An 18,039-nucleotide genomic window follows, 5' to 3' on the forward strand; every position below is an offset into this window, starting at 1 on the left:
GCTTCCTGGACGTGCGGCGGGTCAGGTGAAGGCGAGGACCAGTCGGTCTTCGACGGGGCGGTAGCCGAGGCGGTGGTAGACGCCGTTGCTGGTCGGGTTGGCGAGGTCGGTGAACAGGACGACGTCCTCGGCGCCGGCGTGCTGGGCTGCGCGGGTGACGGCGGCGGTCACCGCGGCCCCGTAGCCGCGGCGGCGGTGCTCGGCCGGGGTGTACACGGGCGCCACCCGCACCGTTCCCGCCACCGCCGGCGTCCGTCCCGCCATGGCCACCGGGCGGCCGCCCGTCTCCCACAGGACGATGCCGCCCTCCGCGAGCCGGCCGTCGACCACCGCCGGGTTCGGGTCACCGTGGCCGCCGGCGTCCCGGCGGAACGCCGCATACCACTCGTGCACCAGATCCCGGTCCACGGCGTCCGCGACCCGCGCGGCGCCGTCCGGCGGCGGGTCCGGCATGTCGAGCCCCGCCAGACGGTGGAGCCGCTCGCGCCGCGCGACGCGGGCCGGGCTCCCGGTCCGGCCGGTCCACGCCTCCGCGAAGCCCTCGGCGACCTCCGGCGTTCCGTTGACACCCGGGACCCTTGCCTCGCGCTCGGCCAACGCCCCGGCCAGTCCAGGCGCCGCGGGCCCCGGCATCGCGCTGAGCATGACCGGATACGCCCCCGTCCACACGCAGGTGCCCGCGACGCCGCCGCCCGCCGTCCACCAGCCGAAGAGCGCCTTCGGGTAGAGGCCGGGGCCCTGCGTTCGGATGGCCTTGGTCACGGTGAGCGGCACGGTGTTCGCGACGGGATCGGCGCGCAGGAAGCCTTCCGCGCGCGCTAGGAACTCCTGGACATCGTCGGTCAGCTTCCACGCCATGCCCCAGCATGCCCACGGCCGCCTCCCGGACGCAGCCCATTTACGGTGCGCTCAGGCCGTGGCCAGGGACGGGCGTCCCTTCCGCCGGAGGCAGTAGGCGACGGTCGCGGTGGCCAGGAGCGGGCCCCAGAAGACGAGGGGACCGTAGGACACGACGAAGAGGGCGAGCCTCCAGCCTTCGAGCGCCACCGCGGTCCCGTCCGGCTCGTTGAACTCGTTGAAGCCGGGCAGGCTCGTGATCGTCCCGATGGTGAGGACGGCGGCGCCCGCGCCCGCCGGGACGGCGGCGGCCGGGACCGGCACCCTGCGCCCGGCGAGGCCGGGGATCCAGCGCGGGACCACCTCGCCCCACCGGGCCACCAGGCCGACGGCGAGGAAGGCCAGTGCCTCGCTCAGGACGCTGAGGAAGATCGTGTACCCCCACATCGGGACCCAGGCGGGCAGGTCGCCGCGCGCGTCGCTCAGGTCCCCCCGGAGCGGGCCGATCGGAGCGCCGAGGCCGAGCGCGATCCGCCAGAGGCAGGACGGCAGGACCACCAGGCTCGCGGCGTAGGCGGAGACGACCGCCCACCGCGGGGCGTCCTCGACGGTACGCCCGTGAATCCGGCGGACCACCGCCATGGTGTTCTTCATCATGCTCGCCCTTTCGATCGTGCGGCTGCCTGCACGGCCAGTGAAGGGCCTGCGCCCGACGGGGGACCTCCCTCCCGCGCGTGATCCGGCTCCCCTCCGGGAGGGAACGGTCATCCCGCCGGCAGAGGGCAGCCTCACAGGTCGGCGGCGGAATCACCGGCCCGGAGGCCCGCCGTCGCCGTCCTCGGCGTGGCGGCGGCGCGGGATTCGGGCGAGCCCGCCCGCCGACTCCTACGGCGAGCCGCCGACGGACCGGCACCTGGGCTTCCACGCCTGAAGGGGGGCCGGTTAATGGGAGGAAGGAGCCGCGGGGGAGCGCCTACGATCGCGGCATGGAGCATGAGGTCCGGACGGCGCGGGGCGAGGACCTGCCGGGGCTGGCGGAGATCGAGAACTCGGGCGAAGCGATGTTCGGCGAGATCGGGATCGTGTTCCCGCCCGGTCCGACCGTGGTCGAGCAGATGATCGGCAAGGGTGCCGAGATCGTGGTGGCCGGTGATCCGCCGGTCGGGTTCGCCGCCGTCGAGGAGGTCGACGGGGCCGCGCACCTGGAGCAGATCTCGGTGCGCGGCGACCTGGCGGGGCGGGGGATCGGCGTCCTGCTGCTGGAGGAGGTCAAGGCGCGGGCCGCCGCGGCCGGATCGCCCGGCGTCAGCCTCCTGACGTTCCGGGACGTCCCGTGGAACGGCCCCTGGTACGCGCGGCACGGATTCGCGGATCTGCCGCCGGAGCGGTGGGGGCCGGGGATCAGGTCCTACTGGGACGCCGAGATCGAGGCCGGCCTGCACGAACTGGGGCCGCGCCTCGTCATGTGGGCGCCGCTCGGGCACCCCCGTTAAAGATCTACAATGTAAAGGCGGGAACCCGGGGCGCTCGGCGGACGTCTGGCCCATGGACGTCCGGCGCGTGCACGAAGGAGAACGATGATCAGCCCGGTCGCATGGGTACGGGACCGTCTCGGCGAGCGGGGCGCCGCGCTCGCGCTCCTGGCGCTGCTGCTGGCCCTGGCGGTCGTCCCGCTGGTGGCGATGCCGGCGGCGCGGTGCGAGGTGTTCGGGAGCGGGTGCCGCACCCCGGATCCCGGGCGGCGCGCGGACCCGGTCGCCGCGGCCGCCCGGACGATCGCCCCGGTCGAGGTGGCGACGCGGGGCGCCTATGTCGCGCTGGGCGACTCGTACTCGGCGGGCGTCGGGGCGGAGGCGACCGTGGGCGACCAGAACCCGCTCGACCGGTGCCATCGGACGTCCAAGGCGTACTACCACGAGGTCTCGCAGGCGTTCCGCTTCGCGAAGGGCACCGCGTTCTGGGCGTGCTCCGGCGCGACCACCGACGACGTGCTGGACGGACGGGGCGGCGAACCCCCGCAGATCGGCCGCATCGGGCAGGACACGAGCCTGATCACCATCAGCATCGGCGGCAACGACGTCGGGTTCTCGCGGGTGCTCGCCGGCTGCGTGGTCAAGCTTCCGTGGGGCCGGGGCTGCTCCGCGCAGGGCGAGGAGATCGCCCGGCGGATGGCCGAGCTCCGGCAGAGCCTGCCCGCCCTGCTGGCCAAGATCACCGCGCGGGCGCCGTACGCGCGGGTGATCGTGATGTCCTACCCCAAGGCGTTCTCCGAGGTCACCGGTGTGGACGGGGACAACATCACGGTGCCGGACCAGCGCTGGCTGAACGCGCGGGCCTACGAGCTGGGCGGGGTGATCCGGCAGTCGGTGCTGGAGGCCGACGCGCGCAAGCTGGCCGGGCACCGGCACGGCAGCGTCGAGTTCGTGGACGCCTACAGCGCGTTCGCCGGTCACGGGGTGGGCAGCCGCGACGCCTACATGAACGGCCTGACGCTGAACCTCGCGGCGCTCGAAGCGGAGCCGCGCAGCTACCACCCGACGGTCGCCGGGCAGCAGGCGCTCGCCCGGCTCTTCATCGACCAGATCAAGAAGGGTCCGGGCCGCGCGCTCTCCTGACCGTGCCACCTGATCTCGCCGTGACCGGTGAGAGCCGTCCCCGAACAGGGCACGACTGTCCCAGGGGTTCTGCGATGGCCATCACGATCGCGCTCGCCGGAGACACGATGCTGGGACGCGGCGTGGCGGAGGAGATCGCCGCATCCGGCCCGTACGGCCTGTTCTCCGAGGGGGTGCGCGAGGTCTTCCACGAGGCCGACCTCGCCCTGGTGAACCTGGAGTGCTGCGTGTCGGAGCGCGGGCGGCGGTGGGACGCGCCCGGCAAGCCCTTCCACTTCCGTGCGCCGCCGGCCGCGGCCGAAACCCTCGCCGACCTCGGCGTGGACTGCGTGACGCTCGCCAACAACCACGCCCTGGACTACGGACCGGACGCGCTGGCGGACACGCTGGACGCCCTCCGGCGGGCGGGCGTCCGGACCGTCGGTGCCGGCGAGGACCTTGGGCGGGCGTGGGAGCCCGCCGTCCTGGAGGCCGGGGGAGTGCGGGTCGCGGTCCTCGGCGCCACCGACCATCCGGCCGACTTCGCCGCGGGGACGAGCCGTCCGGGCGTCGCCCATGCCGACCTGGAGGACGGCGTCCCCGACTTCCTGCTGGAGGAGGTCCGGCGGCTCCGCGGCGGGCACGACGCCGTCCTGGTCATGCCGCACTGGGGCCCGAACATGATCCCGGCGCCGCTGCCCTACGTGCGGCGCGCGGCGGGGAGGCTGGTGGACGCCGGCGCGACGCTCGTCGCCGGGAGCTCCGCGCACGTCTTCCACGCCGTGGCGCGGCCGGTGGTCTTCGACATGGGCGACTTCATCGACGACTACGCGGTCGACGCCCTGCTGCGCAACGACCTCGGTCTGCTGTTCCTGGTGACGCTGGACGCCGCCGGGCCGTCCCGGATCGAGGCGGTGCCGATCCGGCTGGACTTCTGCCGCACCCGCCTGGCCGGGGGCGCCGACCGCGCCTGGATCATCGACCGTTTCGCCAAGGCCTGTGCCGCCTTCGGCACGCCGGTGACCGTCCGGGACGACCGGCTCGTCATCGAACGGCCGTAGGGGCTCAGCGCAGCACGGCCGCGACGACCCCGGTCACCGTCCTGCGCACGGCCTCGTCGTCCGGGGGCGCGGCGGCACGGTCGGCGAACAGCAGATGGCCGGCGCCGACCAGGGTGGGGGCGAGCAGGTCGACCTCGGCATCCGCCGCGAGGCGGCCGAGGTCGCGCTCGGCGGCGAGGTAGGAGGCGATCATCTCCACGGCCTCGGTCAGCACCGGCACGCCGGCCGGCCAGGTCCGCCGCAGCCGGGCGCGCAGCTCGTCCCTGAAGGTGATGAGGGGGACGACCGCGACGGCGACCGACGCGAAGACGGCGCTCAGGGCCGCTGCGAGGTTGCCGACGACGGTGCCGGTCCCGGCGGCGTCGCGCAGGGCGGCGGCCTCGGCGTCCATCCGGTCCACGCGGTCCAGGACGAACTCGGCGAGGAAGGCGTCGAAGTCGGCGAAGTGCCGGTGCAGGACGCCCTTGGCGCAGCCGGCCTCCTCGGTGACCGCCCGGCTGGTCAGCGCGCTCGGCCCGTCCCGCAGCAGGACGCGCTCGGCGGCGTCGAACAGCCGGCCGCGCACGTCGCGCATGGCGACACCTGTCGGCACGGCGGATCCTCCTTGACGAGTGGGCAAGCGCCCATTCATAGTGGGCGCATGCCCATTGTAGCGAAAGACCCTTCCCCCGAACCGCATCGCGCCCGCGAGGTGGCGGAGTCCTTCGGCTCCGACGCCGAGCGGTACGACCGCGCCCGGCCCCGCTATCCCGACGCCCTCGTGAAGCGCATCGTCGCCGCCGGCCCCGGACCGGACGTCCTCGACGTCGGCTGCGGCACCGGCATCGAGGCCCGCCAGTTCCAGGCCGCCGGCTGCAGGGTGCTCGGCGTCGAGCCCGACGCCCGGATGGCCGCCTTCGCGCGGCGCGGCGGGCTGGAGGTCGAGGAGGCGACGTTCGAGTCCTGGGACCCCGCGGGCCGGGTCTTCGACGCCGTGATCGCCGGGACGGCCTGGCACTGGGTGGACCCGGTCGCCGGAGCGGCCAAGGCGGCGCGGGTGCTGCGGCCCGGCGGCCGGCTGGCGGCGTTCTGGCACGTGTTCCAGCTCCCGCCCACCGTGGCGGACGCCTTCGCCGCCGTCTACCGGCGGGTCGTGCCCGACTCGCCGTTCACCATCCGCGTGGACAAGCCGGCCATGGACGGCTACCAGGTGATGTTCGCCAAGGCCGCCGACGGGATCCAGGACACGGGCGCCTTCGGTGAGCCGGAGCAGTGGCGCTTCGACTGGGAGCGCGCCTACACCCGCGACGAATGGCTGGACCAGATGCCCACCCACGGCACGCTCACCGGGCTCCCGGATGCCCAGCGGGCGCAGGTGCTGGAAGGCGTCGGCGAGGCCATCGACGCCCTGGGGGGCGCCTTCACCATGTCCTACGCCACCGTGGCCGTCACCGCGGCGCGCGGCACCCGTCAGGGGTGACACGCAGTACGGCCTTCCGGGTCGGCGGTCTGGTCAGGACGGCGGCACCGGGTTCACGCGGCGCCGGGTGTCGATGCCGGAGGCGTTGCGCGGGTCCCGGCCCGGAAGATGCACCTCGTATCCGGTCGCGTCCGCGTGGTAGAGGCGCAGCGCGGCGTCGCCGCTGAGCTCGTCCGGCCGGAAGGCCACGGCGCCCGGATCGGCCTGGGGGAACGCCTCGGCGCAGCGCCGCGGCAGATCCTCGTCCGGCACGACGGAGGCCACGGCGTCGATGTAGACGGCGCGGCCCTGCCCGATCTCCACGGTCGAGTCGTAGATGACGATGGCGACCTCCGGGCGCGCGGCGATGTTGCCCGAGTGCCGCGCGTCCGGGGAGGACACCCAGTAGAAGGTGCGGTAGCCGGCGTGCGTGAAGTACACCGGCGAGACGCGAGGCCGGTGATCGGCCTCGCTCGTCCCCAGGGTCATGTACCGGTTCCCGTCGATGACGGTCCGCGCCGACTCGTCCAAATTCTCTGGCAGGCTCATGGGAGAGAAGTGTGGCCGATGGGCCTGACATCGCGGCGGCGCCGGCCGTCCTCTGGACGGCCCGTCTGGATCTTTACTGCTCCATCGTCTATCGTCGATGAACGATGGACGTCGAGAGCGGGCCGCTGGACCGGCCCACCGCCGCCGAGTACGCCTCCTGGTTCAGGGCCCTGGCCGATCCCACCCGGATCCAGATCGTCTCGCTGCTGGCTCGCAGGGATCGCCCCCTGAGCGTCGGCGAGATCGTGAAGGCGGTGGAGGTCGGCCAGTCGACCGTGTCGGCCCACCTGAGGGTGCTGGCCGGGGTCCGGTTCGTGCTGGCCGAACGGCGGGGCACCGCCTCCTACTACCGCGTCAACGACGCCTGCGTCGGCTGCTTCCCGTCCGCCGCCGACGTCGTCATGGGCCGGCCCGTCCCCGCCCTGCCCGCCGGTGCCCCGGAGGGACGGCCGTGATCGCTCCAGAGGCGCCCTCCGGCATCGCCGTCAGGGCCATGCGCCCGGACGACGCCGGGCGGGTGCTGGCGATCTACCAGGAAGGCCTGGACACGGGCCAGGCCAGCTTCGAGACCGGCGCCCCCACCTGGGAGAAGTTCGACGCCGCCAAGCTGGACCGCCACCGGTACGTGGCCGTCGACGCGGCCGGGGCCCCGCCTGGCGACGTGCTCGGCTGGATCGCCGCCGGGCCCGTGTCGGACCGCTGCTGCTACAGCGGCGTGGTTGAGCACAGCGTGTACGTCTGCCCTCGTGCCCGGGGCCGGGGTGTCGGGTCCGCGCTGCTGGCCGCCTTCATCGCCTCGACCGAGGCCGACGGCATCTGGACCATCCAGTCGGGCATCTTCCCCGAGAACACCTCCAGCCTGCGGCTGCACGCCAAGGCCGGGTTCCGCGTCGTGGGCGTCCGTGAACGCCTCGGCCGCCTCCACGGCCGGTGGCGCGACGTCGTCCTCCTCGAACGCCGCAGCCCCCTCGTGCCGTAGCCGGGACGCGAACCGGCGTCAGCGCGGGCACGGATCCAGCCGCGGAACGCGCCTCATGCCGTTGAGGCGGCCGCAGATCGGCGTGGAGACCGGCTCGCCGTCCCTCATCGTCACCCTGATCATGGTGATGCCGCGGGTGCCGGGGCCGCCCCGCTCGTGGCCCTCGCCCTCGAAGGCGATGGTTCCCGTTGCGCCCTCCAGACCGGAAAGGTGGGGCAGTTCCTGCAGCACCGAACCGGAGGTGACGGTGCGGCTCCCGGCCACCACGCCCGCCGGGTCCCGGACGGGAGAGAGGGCGTCGTAGGCGTTCTGGGCCGCCTCCCCGAGGGCGAGGGCGGCGTCGTAGGCAAGGGCCATCTGGCCGTTCACGAGCAACGGCTCGTCCGGGCGGACGCGCGGGGCGCCGATGTGCAGGACGTTGCGGGCCAGCAGGAAGAAGCCGTTGGTCTGGTCGCGGTCGCCGGCGATCAGGAACGGCAGGTGGACGAACGCGGTGTGGTAGACGACGGTGTTCTCCGGCAGCGGGACGTCGTGGGGGCCGGTGCCGAAGCGGGACTTGGTCACGTCGTCGCCCGCGAGCAGGACGAGGCGGTGGCGGGTGCAGCCGCCCTGGATGAGCCCGTCGCGCAGGCCGCGCAGGTCCTCGGAGCGTCCGGCGAAGTAGACGAGGCGGTACGAGGCGGCCTTGCAGGCGGCCTTCACCGCGCGGGCGACGTCCTGGATGCCGGTGTACTCCACGCGGTCGGTCCTGCGCGGGTGCAGGACCCGGGTGATGTCGTCGGCGATCTCGCGGCTGTAGGCGTCCCGGGACGGGCCCGGGGCGCGGTAGACGATCATCGCGCGGCTGATCGGGCGGTTGCCGAGCTCCGCGCGGACGGCGGCGCGGGTCGCGGCGGCCTCGTCGTAGTCGGTGGCGGCCAGGCTGTGGTAGTGCTTCAGCCGGGGCAGTTCGTCGGAGGAGTTGACGGTGTCGACGACGGGCAGGCCGGCGTCGTTGAGCCGCTCGATCGCGGACCTGGACGGCTCGGTGTTGCGGCCGAAGCCGATGACGCCGGCGAGGGTCGGGTCGCGGCGGGCGAGATCCAGGATCCGGTCGGCGGTCTCGTCGGAGAACGCCATGTTCTGTCCCGTGTTCGCGGGTAACAGGCGGATCTTGAGGGGGTTGCCGACCTCGCCGGGGCCGCCGGACCCGTTGTTGCGCCGCTGCGCGAGGTAGGCGCCGGCGAGTTCGTGGACGCTGCTGACGGTGACCTCGCTCTGGCCGGGGCTCGCGGTGAAGATCCCCACGTAGACGAGCGTCACGTAGGGGTCGCCCGAGGCCGCGACGGCCTCGTTCCCCTGCTCGATGCGGCGCTGGAGATCGGCGAGGGTGAGCCGCGGCCCGGCGTTGCCGGCGGACGGGGGATGCCGGTCGCCGTCCATGCCGATGCTGTCGGCGCCGCGCTCGAACCGGACGCCGTGGGTGGACACGCCGACGCATTCGCGGCTGCCGTCGGTGTTGGTGTGCAGCCTGGTGTCGCCGTTCCAGCTCATGGGCAACCCGACGCTGCAGTAGGTGGAGCGCAGGTCCAACTGCGCGTAGGTCACCGCGAACACGCACACCAGGACGGCGGCGATGAGGGCGCGCCACGACCACAGCCACGTCCAGCGGGGGCGGCGCCGGACGGCGAAGTCGTCGGCGGGGCGCTGGCCGGCGGGGTCGCCGGAGACCGGGATGCGCAGCAGGTAGGGCAGCCGGACGGACTCGCTCGGCCCCTGCGCGGTGCCGAGCGAGGACCGCCAGTGCTCGTACCGGTCCATGGCATCGCCGCCGGCGGGCGCCGGGCCGCCAAGCTCGTCCCGGGTGGCGGCATCGATGGACGCGATGACCAGCAGCGGGTGGAACTCGCTGCGGCGCGCCCGGATGTCGCTGATCGCCGACAGCACGGCGAGGCCGCCGTTGCGGCGCCCGGGACGCGACAGGAACACCACGGGCGGCGCGGGGCGCTTGAAGCCGCGCAGGCTGGGCGCGAGCCGCCGGTACTGGTCGCGGATGTCCTCCAGCAGCGCGAACGTCTTGATCTGCAGGAGGAACCGGGCCGCGTCGGGCTTGGTGAGCCGCTCGGACACCCGGTGCAGGCGGCCCTCGAAGCCGAGGTCGTCGCCGCTCTCGTCCAGGACGGCGAAGAACGACGTGCGGGCGAACCAGCGGTAGCGGCCGCCGAAGCCGGTGCGCGACAGGACGGGCAGCCAGATCCGCCTCGTGGACAGCGCGGCGGCGGTGACCAGCACGACGGCGAGGACGGCGGCGGCGGTGGCGAGGATACGGCTCGGCGTCTGCTCGGCGATGCCGCCGGCGAGCACCGCGATGAGGGCGACGATGGACGCGCCGATGCCGGGCCACCAGGCGGGGGCGCGCAGCGGGGCGCCCTGCCAGCGGAACAGACCGGCACGCTCGTTCCAGCGGTCGACGGTCGCGACAGGGGAGCGGCGGTACGGGGGCGGGGCGAGGGAGCCGTCCGGCCCCGGTTCGGCGGCGGCTGCCTGGATCGTCCGGACGAGGTCGGAGCGGGGGAAGCGCAGCAGGCCGAACTGGGACCGGGTGTGCCGCCAGGTCAGGGGCTGGGACATGGTGTCGACGAGCGCGATCGCTGCGGCCTCGCCCCCGGTGCCCGCGAGATCCGGGCCGATCGCCGACAGCCCCATCTCGCCCGCGAGGCGTTTCAGCTCCTCCAGGTGCTCGTCCGGGTCGTCCTGGTCGCCGGCCGGCTCCAGGACGGTGACCGGGTAGGGGCGCGAGTCCAGCCGCCAGGGCAGGCGTCCGGTCATCCAGTCGAAGAGCGCGAAGAGCCCGCGCCCGGAGTCGGCGGGTCGGGGGTTGCCCACGGCGGCCTTCCCTGACGGCGGGGGCGGATCATGCCTGTCCCGGGGAAGCGTAAGCCGGGGCCGCGGCGGCGTCACGCCGTGAGCGCCGTGTCACCTGCCGGAACGATGTCCGGTTTCGGTCGTTCAGTCCGTGGTGGTGACGGCGTTGAGGCGGTCCACGGCGTTGGCGAAGTCCTCGACCATGTCGTAGACGACCTGGCGGGCGGGCTTGACGGTGTTCATCAGGCCGACGCACTGGCCGACGAAGTAGTTCGCGAGGGCGAGGGCGCCCGGGTTGCCGGACTCGGCCACCTTGGTGATCTGCCGCATGGCCCCCTCCGCCACGATCATCTGGAGCGGCATGCCGAGCGGGCCGGGGCTGTCCGGGCCCTCCCATTCCTGCGTCCATGCGGAGCGCAGCTGCCGGGCGGGCTTGCCGGTCCGCGACCGCGACCGGATCGTGTCGCGGGACGTGGCGGCGAGCAGCTTCTCCTTCACCGGCGGGGACGTCTCGGCCTCCTCGGTGGTCAGCCACACCGAGCCGCACCACACGCCGGACGCGCCGAGCGCCAGGGCCGCGGCCATCTGGCGTCCGGTGGCGATCCCGCCCGCGGCGAGGACGGGCACCGGGGCGACCGTGTCGACCACCTCGGGGACGAGCACCATCGTGGAGATCTCGCCGGTGTGCCCGCCCGCCTCCCCGCCCTGCGCGACGACCAGGTCGACGCCGGCGGAGACCTGGCGGCGGGCGTGCTCGGACGTCCCGACCAGTGCGGCGACGGGGATCCCGGCGGCCTTGGCCTTCTCCACCATCAGCGGCGGCGGGGTGCCGAGGGCGCTGGCGATGAGGCCGATGGGGTGGGCGAGCGACACGTCGATCAGCTCGGTCGCGCCCTCCTTGGTGACCTGCGCGCCGCCGCGCGCGTTGGACCGCCTGGCCTTCTCGAAGTCGGGCAGTGGGACGTCGTACTTGGCGAACAGGCCGACGAGGAAGTTCCAGTGCTCCTCGGGGACGGCGGCGAGCAGGGCGTCCAGGCCGCCGCCGCCCTCCGCCGCCTTGTCGATCTTGCCGGGGACGAGCACGTCGACGCCGTAGGGGCGGCCGCCCACGTGGTCGTCGATCCAGCGCAGCTCCTCTTCGAGCCGGTCCGGCGTGTACGCGACGGCGCCGAGGACGCCGAACCCGCCGGCGTTGGTGACGGCGGCGACGACGTCGCGGCAGTGGCTGAAGGCGAACAGCGGGAACTCGATGCCGAACCGTGCGCAGACCTCGGTGTTCATGGGCCCGACGCTAACGGACCGAACCGCGTTCGGTCCAGGGGCGGAACAGCACGTACGACTCGCCCTCGTCGGGATGCTCGAACGCCGCGCGCAGCGCGAGCCCCTCGCGCAGGTCCGCGCGCTCCACGCCGTCCAGGCGGGCGTGCAGCCACGGCCCCTCGGCCAGCTCGACCAGCGCCAGGAACGCGGGCGGCTCCTTGGGAAGGATCGTCCAGGTCACCAGGGTCGCCGCGCCGCTGGCCTCGGCCCAGCCGAGGTCCTCCTCGCCGCAGCCGGGGCAGCCGCTCGCGTCCGGCGCGAACCACCGGTCGCACGCCTCGCAGCGCCGGACGACGAGCCGGCCGGCGGCCGTTCCGTCGAAGAACGGGTCGGTCCGCCCGTCCCGCCGCAGAACGCCGATCTCCATGGCTAGGCCCCCTTCGCGTGCGGGCTGACGACCAGCGTGGAGTGGTGGTCGAGGATCCCGCCGTTCCCGCTGACGAGGATCACGTCGGTGGAGGGCGCCTGCCGCCGCCCGCCGTCCCCCCGCGCCTGGATCACGGCCTCCGACAGCGGCGTCATGCCCCACATGTAGTACGCCGAGAGCTGCCCGCCGCCGGTGTTGGTCGGCAGCGACCCGCCGGGCCCGAGCGCGCCGGACGCGGCGAACGCGCCGCCCTCGCCCTTGGCGCAGAACCCGTAGTCCTCCAGCGTCACCAGGACCGTGTAGGTGTAGCAGTCGTACAGCTCGCACACGTCCACGTCGGCGGCGGTGACACCGGCCATCTTCATGGCCGCCGCGCCGGACGCCGCGGCGCCCGTCGCCAGGCCGAAGTCGCTGCCGCGCTCCTTGCGGTGCCCCGGGTGGCCCTGCCCCCAGCCCCACAGGTGGACGGGCGGGCGCGCCAGGTCGCGGGCCCGGTCGGCGCTCGTCACGATGACGGCGACGGCGCCGTTGGACACCAGGCAGCAGTCCAGCAGGTGCAGCGGCTCGGACACCCAGCGGGAGCGCTGGTGGTCCTCGATCGTGATCGGCTCGCGCAGCTGGGCGAGCGGGTTGCCGGCGGCCCACCGCCGGGTCGCCACGGCGATCGCGCCGAGCTGCTCGCTCGTCGTGCCGTAGCGGGCCATGTGCCGCTGGGCGGCGAGGGCGTAGTGGGAGTTCACGCTGCGAAGGCCGAGCGCCGCCGTCATCCCGCCGAACCCGTACCACTCCGCCTTCCCGGCGGGGGCGTCGCGGTTGTAGGCCGATCCCGCCGACTGCTTCGGCTTGAGCGGCGCGTCCGCGAACACGCACGCGACCGTGGTCGCCGAACCGTTCAGCACCGCCATCGCCGCGTAGGACACCATCGCCCCGGCCGTCGCCCCGTAGGAGTTGACCAGGGCCAGCAGCCGCAGGTCGCGCAGGCCGAGCGTGTCGGCCAGCTCGATCCCGGGCGAACCGCTCATGCCGTGGCTGACCAGCAGGCCGTCCAGGTCGCCGAGCGCCAGGCCCGCGTCGGCGGCGGCCAGCCGCACCGCGTCGGCCGCGAGCCGCCGGGGGCTGCGCCCGTACACCCTGCCGAGCTCGGTCATGCCGAGCCCCACGATCGAAGTGCCCATCGCCTCGCTCTCCTCGTCCGTGGGGCCCCACGGTACAGAATCGCGTTCGGTACGGGAGCGGGCGGGGTGATCGGGAGCTGGACGCCGCCCCGCGCGGGCGGCCCCGGAACGGGAGTCGCCCGCGTCCCCGGGGCGACGGGGACGCGGGCGACGCGCGGGACACGGTCCCGCCCGGCGGGGCCGGACCGGTCAGGAGGCGAGGACGGCCTGCAGGAAGTCGCGGGTGCGCTGCTCGGACGGCTCGCCGAAGATCTGGTCCGGCGGCCCCTCCTCGACGATCTGGCCCTGGTCGAACATCAGGACCCGGTCGGAGATGTCCTTGGCGAAGGCCATCTCGTGGGTGACGCAGAGCAGGGTCAGGTCGCTCTGCCGGGCGATGTCGCGCAGCAGGTCCTGGACGCCGACCACGAGCTCGGGGTCGAGCGCCGAGGTGACCTCGTCCAGCAGCAGCACCCTCGGCTGCATGGCCAGCGCCCGCGCGATCGCCACCCGCTGCTGCTGGCCGCCCGACAGCTGGGTGGGGTGCGCGTTCTCCTTGTCCGACAGGCCGACCATGTCCAGCAGGCCGCGGGCCCGCTCGACGGCCTCGTCCTTGGACACCCCGAGCACGCGCACCGGCCCCTCGGTGAGGTTGCGCAGCACGTTCATGTTCGGGAACAGGTTGAACTGCTGGAACACCATGCCGACCTGCTTGCGCATCTCGTGCAGGTGCTTCTGGTTCGCCGGGACGCGCTTGCCGCCGCGGTCCATGTGCCACAGCGTCTCGTCGCCGATCCAGATCAGCCCGTCGTCGAGCTTCTCCAGCGTCATCAGCAGCCGCAGGATCGTGGTCTTGCCGGACCCGCTCGGCCCGATGAGCGTCACCCGTTCGCCGGGCGCGACGGTGAAGTCCAGCTCGCGGAGCACGACGTTGGAGCCGAACCGCTTCACCACCTTCTCGAAGCGGATCCCCGGCGCCTCGCCGCGCGGCAGCCCCGCGGCGGGATCGGCCTTCGTGGCGGTGCCCTTCTGCGTGGAGACGCCCGCGTCGGCGGCCGCCTCGCCGGGGGCGGGGTCCTGCGCCGCGTTGGCGCCTTCCGAGGGCGGGCGGTCCGCCTCGCCCCCGGGGTCGACTGCGTCGGTGTCAATTGGTGGCATAACGCCTCTCCAAGCGGCGGACGAGTATCGAGGATATGACGCTGACCACGACGAACAACAGGCCGACCATGGTGATCGGCTCCAGGAACTGCAGGGTCTTGGACCCGACCTGGTACGCGGAGAACAGCAGCTCCGAGACGTTGATCGCCAGCAGCAGCGGCGAATCCTTGAACATCGCGATGAGGTAGTTGCCGAGCGTCGGGATCACCCGCCGGATCGCCTGCGGCAGGACGACGTCCAGCCACACCCGCGAACGCGGCAGGTTCAGCGCGGTGCACGCCTCCCACTGCCCCTTGGGGACGTCGGCGATCCCGGCCCGGTACACCTCGGCCGTGTAGGTCGAGTAGTGGATCCCGAGCGTGATGGTGCCCGCGGTGAGGGACCCGATGGTGATGCCCCAGGCGGGCAGCACGAAGAACACGAAGTACAGCTGCGGGATCAGCGGCGTGGACCTGATGAACTCGGTGACCCACCGGATCACCTGGTTGAAGACCCGGCTCGGGGAGCGGCGCAGCAGCGTCCACACCAGCCCGAGGACCAGGGCGATCAGATAGCCCAGCAGCGTCGCGGTCAGCGTGTAGCGCAGCCCGTCCAGCAGGTCGGGGAGGATCTCGCCGGAGTAGTGCCAGTCCCAGCTCATCAGCCCACCCCCGCCCCGGGCGCGCCGGCCGCGATCGTCCCGAGGGACGGCTCAGCGGGCAGCCTGCGGCCCAGCATCCGGTCCACGCGCCGCTCGGCGTAGCGGACGAACAGCTGCAGAACCTGCGCGATCACGAAGTACAGGACGAGCACGACCGTGAACGCGGCGACGGTCTGGCCGGTGCTGCCCTGGATGTTCTTGGAGACGCGGGTCAGGTCGACCAGGCCCACCAGGGACACGATGGCGGTGCCCTTCATCAGCTCGATGATCAGGTTGCCGAACGGGGGCAGCATCAGCGCGAACGCCTGCGGCAGCAGGACCCGGCGCATGCGCTGGAACGGAGTGAAGTTCAGCGCGATCGTCGCCTCGTACTGCGCCTTCGGGACGGCGTTGATCGATCCGCGCACCACCTCGGCGCCGTAGGCGCCGACGTTCAGGCCGAGGGCCAGCACGGCCGCGAACATCGTGGAGAACCGGAGACCGATCAGGGGAAGGGCGTAGAAGAACCAGTACAGCAGCACCAGCGTGGCGTTGCCGCGGAAGAACTCCACGTACACGCGGTTGAGCACGCGCACCCACGCGTGGCGCGACGTGCCCGCCATCCCGAAGACGAGCGCGAGCACCAACGCCAGCGCGCCGCCGAGGAGGGTGAGCCGGATGGTGACCCACGCCCCGTCCAGCCACTGGGGATAGCTGTCGAGGACCTCGGACACGGGTCAGCCCTGGCAGAACTTGGCGGCGGTGTCGTCCGGGCCGGGCATCTCCGCCTGGGTGAAGCCGAACGGCTGCAGGATCGGCAGCAGCTTGTTGCCCTGCTGGAGCTTGGCGAGCTCGCCGTTCCAGGCGTTCACCAGGTCCGTGTCGGCCTTGCGGAAGGCGAAGGCGCCGGCGCCGAGCTGCTCCTTGCCGTCGATGACGGGGGTGAACGCGTCGGTGACCTCGAAGCCCTCGCCCTTGTGCTTGGTCAGCAGGTCGGCCAGCGAGATGCGGGTCAGCCAGATGCAGTCGATGCGCCCGGCCTTCAGGCCCTCGTAGGCGCTCGCCTGGTCGGCGAACGTCTTGATGTCGCCCTTCTTGACGCCGGTCTTCTCGGCGTACCCGGCCTCGACGGCGCCGGTGAGCACGCCGACCTTGACGCCCTTCTTGCCCGGGTCCTCGGCGGCCTTGAGGCCCTTCGGGTTGCCCTCGGGCACCATGAAGGCGCTCTTGGCGACGTACTCGGGGTTGGCGAACGCCGCGGAGGCGCACCGCTCGGGCGTGATGAACATGCCGGCGGCGATCGCGTCGAAGCGCTTGGCGTTGAGCCCGCCGATGAGCCCCCCGAAGTCGACCTGGACGCCCTTGATCTCGTCGATGCCGAGGTTCTTGAAGATGGCGCGCGCGAGCTCAGGGGCCTCACCGGTCAGCTTCCCGGACTTGTCGGTGTAGCCGTAGGGCGCCTCGTTGGCGAACCCGACCGTGATCGTGCCGGAGTCCTTGGCCTTCTGCAGCGTGCCGCCGCCGGTCTTCTCCTTCTCCGGATCCGTCGTGGAGCAGCCCGCCGCGGCCAGCGGCGCCGCGGCGGACAGCAGCACGGCGGTGCGGAGGAAGTCGCGTCTCGAAGAAGTCATCGTTGAACTCCTGATGGGTGAGCTCCGCGCCCGCAGGGAGGCCGGACGGCCCCCGTGCGGGCGCGGAGCGGGTGGGTCGGGTTATCGAATTGTTAGGCTCAGGCGCCGGCGGTGCCCTCCGCGGGGGGACGGTCTGCCGCGGCCTCCGGGACGCTCCCGGCTCCGACGGGGGTGAAGTCACGGGCGCCGATGAAGGAGGGACGGGGCGCGGGTGCGGAGAACGGCTCGACGCACGTGTTCTCCACGCTGTTGAACACGATGAACACGTTGGAGCGCGGGAACGGGGTGATGTTCCCGTTCGAGCCGTGCATGCAGTTGCAGTCGAACATGGTCGCCGAGCCCGCGGGGCCGGTGAACAGCTCGATCCCGTGCTTGTCGGCCAGGATCGACAGGCTGTTGGGGTCGGGTGTACCGATCTCCTGGCCGCGCAGGGACTCCTTGTAGTGGTCGTCCGGGGTCTCCCCGACACAGGCCACGAAGGTCTTGTGCGAGCCAGGCATGATCATTAGCCCGCCATTGTGCACGAAATTCTCGGTGAGCGCGATGGATATGCTCACCGCGCGCATCCGGGGCATGCCGTCCTCCGCGTGCCAGGTCTCGAAGTCCGAGTGCCAGTAGAAGTCCTTGCCAGTGAAGCCTGGCTTGTAGTTGACCCGGCTCTGGTGGATGTAAACCTCCGAGCCGAGGATCTGCCTGGCCCGGCCCACTACGCGGGGATCGCGGACGAGCTCGGCGAACACCTCGCTGATCTTGTGCACCTCGAAGATGGAGCGGACCTCGTCCGAGCCGCGCTCGGTCACCGTGCGCTCGTCGGCCAGGATCTGCGGATCCGACGACAGCCGGCGCAGCTCGGCCCGGTAGTCCTCGACCTCCTCCGGCGCGATCAGCTGGTCGACGGACAGGAACCCGTTGGCCTCGAAGGAGTCGAGGGTCGCGCCGTCGATGGGCCCGTCCTTCGCCTCGCCGTAAACGACCGGGTCCTGGCGGTACAGCAATGCGGCCTCGGAGGCCTTCCGGGTGGGGTAGGCGTCGTCGATCGTCGGATGGGACTCGATGATGCTCATGCGTCCTCCTCGGTCAGCAGGGGGTAGACACCGTTCTCGTCATGGACCTCCCGGCCGGTGCAGGGCGGGTTGAACACGCAGACGGTCCGCACGTCGGTGTGGGCGCGCAGAGTGTGGTGCTCGTGGCCGTCGAGCAGGTACATCACGCCTGGCTCGATCTTGTGCTTCTCGCCCGTCTCGTCGTTGGTCAGCTCGCCCTGGCCCTCGACGCAGTACACGGCCTCGATGTGGTTGGCGTACCACATCTTCGTCTCGGTCCCCGCGTACAGGATCGTCTCGTGCAGCGAGAACCCGACGCCCTCTTTGGCCAGCACGAAGCGGCGGCTGCACCAGGTCGGCGCCTGCACGTCCCTTTCCGTGCCGATGATCTCTCCGAGGGAACGAACGATCATTGAAACTCCTTTGTTCTTTCGGTGCCGGACCG

General features: G+C 72.7%; 20 protein-coding genes. 6 read left to right on the forward strand and 14 right to left on the reverse strand.

All coding sequences use genetic code 11. The features are described from left to right. Positions 1–21: 21 nt before the first annotated feature. The gene (locus BJ999_RS42045; RefSeq protein ID WP_179833962.1) at positions 22–858 is read right to left on the reverse strand and encodes a GNAT family N-acetyltransferase; all 837 of its coding nucleotides are present in this window, start codon (positions 856–858) and stop codon (positions 22–24) included. Positions 859–909: 51 nt separating this feature from the next. Next, complete coding sequence (locus BJ999_RS15530; RefSeq protein WP_229809924.1) at positions 910–1,494, reverse strand: hypothetical protein; 585 nt, start codon at positions 1,492–1,494, stop codon at positions 910–912. A gap of 329 nt (positions 1,495–1,823) precedes the next feature. Between BJ999_RS15530 and BJ999_RS15535 the strand changes: the two genes are divergently transcribed. The 3 genes from BJ999_RS15535 to BJ999_RS15545 all read left to right on the forward strand — a co-directional run bounded on the left by BJ999_RS15535 (position 1,824) and on the right by BJ999_RS15545 (position 4,492). Further along, positions 1,824–2,330 carry a GNAT family N-acetyltransferase gene (locus BJ999_RS15535; RefSeq protein WP_179833963.1) on the forward strand — a complete coding sequence of 169 codons (507 nt, stop codon included), beginning with the start codon at positions 1,824–1,826 and terminating at the stop codon, positions 2,328–2,330. An 84-nt stretch (positions 2,331–2,414) separates the two neighbouring features. Further along, positions 2,415–3,452 carry an SGNH/GDSL hydrolase family protein gene (locus BJ999_RS15540; RefSeq protein WP_179833964.1) on the forward strand — a complete coding sequence of 346 codons (1,038 nt, stop codon included), beginning with the start codon at positions 2,415–2,417 and terminating at the stop codon, positions 3,450–3,452. 74 nt (positions 3,453–3,526) lie between these two features. Further along, positions 3,527–4,492, forward strand: a complete 966-nt coding sequence (locus BJ999_RS15545; RefSeq protein ID WP_179833965.1) for a CapA family protein — start codon at positions 3,527–3,529, stop codon at positions 4,490–4,492. A gap of 4 nt (positions 4,493–4,496) precedes the next feature. Here the strand turns inward: BJ999_RS15545 and BJ999_RS15550 are convergent, their stop codons facing one another. Then, a complete protein-coding gene (locus BJ999_RS15550) occupies positions 4,497–5,084 on the reverse strand; it encodes a TetR/AcrR family transcriptional regulator (RefSeq protein ID WP_179833966.1) in 588 nt (195 codons plus the stop codon). Between the two features lie 48 nt (positions 5,085–5,132). On the opposite strand from BJ999_RS15550, the gene BJ999_RS15555 reads away from it, so the two are divergent. Next, the gene (locus tag BJ999_RS15555; protein WP_179833967.1) at positions 5,133–5,951 is read left to right on the forward strand and encodes a class I SAM-dependent methyltransferase; all 819 of its coding nucleotides are present in this window, start codon (positions 5,133–5,135) and stop codon (positions 5,949–5,951) included. 33 nt (positions 5,952–5,984) lie between these two features. Here the strand turns inward: BJ999_RS15555 and BJ999_RS15560 are convergent, their stop codons facing one another. Beyond that, positions 5,985–6,479, reverse strand: coding sequence for a pyridoxamine 5'-phosphate oxidase family protein (locus BJ999_RS15560; protein WP_179833968.1), 495 nt, complete (start codon positions 6,477–6,479; stop codon positions 5,985–5,987). Between the two features lie 104 nt (positions 6,480–6,583). Between BJ999_RS15560 and BJ999_RS15565 the strand changes: the two genes are divergently transcribed. Then, positions 6,584–6,934, forward strand: coding sequence for an ArsR/SmtB family transcription factor (locus tag BJ999_RS15565; protein ID WP_179833969.1), 351 nt, complete (start codon positions 6,584–6,586; stop codon positions 6,932–6,934). Next, the gene (locus BJ999_RS15570; RefSeq protein ID WP_229809925.1) at positions 6,931–7,458 is read left to right on the forward strand and encodes a GNAT family N-acetyltransferase; all 528 of its coding nucleotides are present in this window, start codon (positions 6,931–6,933) and stop codon (positions 7,456–7,458) included. The genes BJ999_RS15565 and BJ999_RS15570 overlap by 4 nt, the downstream gene beginning before the upstream one ends. An 18-nt stretch (positions 7,459–7,476) precedes the next feature. Here the strand turns inward: BJ999_RS15570 and BJ999_RS15575 are convergent, their stop codons facing one another. The 10 genes from BJ999_RS15575 to BJ999_RS15620 all read right to left on the reverse strand — a co-directional run bounded on the left by BJ999_RS15575 (position 7,477) and on the right by BJ999_RS15620 (position 18,007). Next, positions 7,477–10,323, reverse strand: coding sequence for a hypothetical protein (locus BJ999_RS15575; RefSeq protein WP_179833970.1), 2,847 nt, complete (start codon positions 10,321–10,323; stop codon positions 7,477–7,479). Positions 10,324–10,446: 123 nt separating this feature from the next. After that, positions 10,447–11,583 (reverse strand): NAD(P)H-dependent flavin oxidoreductase, encoded by a 1,137-nt coding sequence (locus tag BJ999_RS15580; RefSeq protein WP_179833971.1) that lies wholly within the window; start codon positions 11,581–11,583, stop codon positions 10,447–10,449. A 10-nt stretch (positions 11,584–11,593) separates the two neighbouring features. Beyond that, the gene (locus tag BJ999_RS15585; protein ID WP_179833972.1) at positions 11,594–11,989 is read right to left on the reverse strand and encodes a Zn-ribbon domain-containing OB-fold protein; all 396 of its coding nucleotides are present in this window, start codon (positions 11,987–11,989) and stop codon (positions 11,594–11,596) included. Between the two features lie 2 nt (positions 11,990–11,991). Continuing rightward, positions 11,992–13,164 carry a thiolase family protein gene (locus tag BJ999_RS15590; protein WP_179833973.1) on the reverse strand — a complete coding sequence of 391 codons (1,173 nt, stop codon included), beginning with the start codon at positions 13,162–13,164 and terminating at the stop codon, positions 11,992–11,994. A 189-nt stretch (positions 13,165–13,353) separates the two neighbouring features. Beyond that, positions 13,354–14,301 carry an ectoine/hydroxyectoine ABC transporter ATP-binding protein EhuA gene (gene ehuA / locus BJ999_RS15595; protein WP_229809926.1) on the reverse strand — a complete coding sequence of 316 codons (948 nt, stop codon included), beginning with the start codon at positions 14,299–14,301 and terminating at the stop codon, positions 13,354–13,356. Continuing rightward, on the reverse strand, positions 14,288–14,941 hold the full coding sequence (ehuD, locus tag BJ999_RS15600; RefSeq protein ID WP_179833974.1) for an ectoine/hydroxyectoine ABC transporter permease subunit EhuD: 654 nt from the start codon (positions 14,939–14,941) through the stop codon (positions 14,288–14,290). The genes ehuA and ehuD overlap by 14 nt, the downstream gene beginning before the upstream one ends. Then, complete coding sequence (gene ehuC, locus BJ999_RS15605; protein WP_179833975.1) at positions 14,941–15,654, reverse strand: ectoine/hydroxyectoine ABC transporter permease subunit EhuC; 714 nt, start codon at positions 15,652–15,654, stop codon at positions 14,941–14,943. The genes ehuD and ehuC overlap by 1 nt, the downstream gene beginning before the upstream one ends. A gap of 3 nt (positions 15,655–15,657) precedes the next feature. Beyond that, positions 15,658–16,551 carry an ectoine/hydroxyectoine ABC transporter substrate-binding protein EhuB gene (gene ehuB, locus BJ999_RS15610; RefSeq protein ID WP_179833976.1) on the reverse strand — a complete coding sequence of 298 codons (894 nt, stop codon included), beginning with the start codon at positions 16,549–16,551 and terminating at the stop codon, positions 15,658–15,660. A 98-nt stretch (positions 16,552–16,649) separates the two neighbouring features. Next, positions 16,650–17,615, reverse strand: a complete 966-nt coding sequence (gene thpD, locus BJ999_RS15615) for an ectoine hydroxylase (RefSeq protein WP_179833977.1) — start codon at positions 17,613–17,615, stop codon at positions 16,650–16,652. Then, complete coding sequence (locus BJ999_RS15620; protein WP_089312209.1) at positions 17,612–18,007, reverse strand: ectoine synthase; 396 nt, start codon at positions 18,005–18,007, stop codon at positions 17,612–17,614. Before BJ999_RS15620 ends, thpD begins: the two co-directional genes overlap by 4 nt. Positions 18,008–18,039: the final 32 nt, after the last annotated feature.

The sequence above is a fragment of the Actinomadura citrea genome (genome assembly GCF_013409045.1).
In the GTDB taxonomy this organism is placed as follows: domain Bacteria; phylum Actinomycetota; class Actinomycetes; order Streptosporangiales; family Streptosporangiaceae; genus Spirillospora; species Spirillospora citrea.